The following is a 914-nucleotide window of genomic DNA, read 5'->3' as shown; positions in this document are numbered from 1 at the left end:
TTAAATGCGTACATACTTTTATCCCCATATCGCGAGCACGCCGACAAGTATCTTCATATTCCATCCAGCCATGACCACGGTTGACCCGCAGGAGTGACTCATCATTAGCGCTTTGTAGTCCTAATTCCAACCATATTTCATAGCCTTGCTCCTGATAAGCCAAGAGCAGTTCGAGCACCTCATCGGGAACACAGTCAGGGCGAGTCCCTATCGACAAGCCAATGACGTCGTCGACCGCTAAAGCACGATCATACAAGCGCTTTAGGTTTTCGGCCTCATCATAGGTGTTGGTATAGGCCTGAAAGTAGCCAAGAAATTTCTTGGCTCCGGTACGCTTGGCGATCACCGCTTTGCCGCGTGCTATTTGTGACTCAATTGAGTCTGGCGCTTTGGCGTTGGGGCTGAAGGATGCGTTATTACAAAAGGTGCAGCCACCAATACCTTTGCTACCGTCTCGATTAGGACAAGTAAAGGAAGCGTTGAGAGAGAGCTTATGGACATGCTCGCCATGGCGCTGTTGCATATACTGGCCAAATGAAAGATAAGGCCTTCCAGCCACAACACTCACAACTTAAACCATTTGACTTGATTGCATATCCATACCCGGCTTGCCAAACCAATAACCGTTGCAATCCTGATCGCTCAGCGCAATTTCACTCGACTGGCCATCAAGCGCATCACGGAAGCGACGAATGATGTCACTCATACCCTCAGCACGAGGGCTTAAGCGCAAGACATCAACATCGAATTTTTTCATTTCAGGCACCTGTGCAAGCAGGTTATAAACCGACGAAGACTGCGTTTGGATGCCGTTAATATTAAATAGGGCCTGTTGCTCCTGACTCTTTACTTCTAGCCCTTCCGGGTAGTGAATGCAGCTAAAGCGACAATCATCCTTGGGTAAGTCCAGGTAA

General features: G+C 48.5%; 1 protein-coding gene and 1 pseudogene. Both read right to left on the bottom strand.

Translation table 11 applies throughout. The features are described 5' to 3' along the window. Positions 1–568, bottom strand: a 568-nt coding sequence (locus A3729_RS05435) for a TIGR01212 family radical SAM protein (protein WP_231877349.1), incomplete at its 3' end; no start/stop codon positions are given. A gap of 3 nt (positions 569–571) precedes the next feature. Next, positions 572–914, bottom strand: a pseudogene (locus A3729_RS32295) (U32 family peptidase); the annotation flags it as partial.

This window comes from Oleiphilus sp. HI0043 (genome assembly GCF_001634935.1).
Note: the sequence above shows the minus strand (reverse complement) of the source record. Positions and strands in the feature narration are given on the sequence as shown.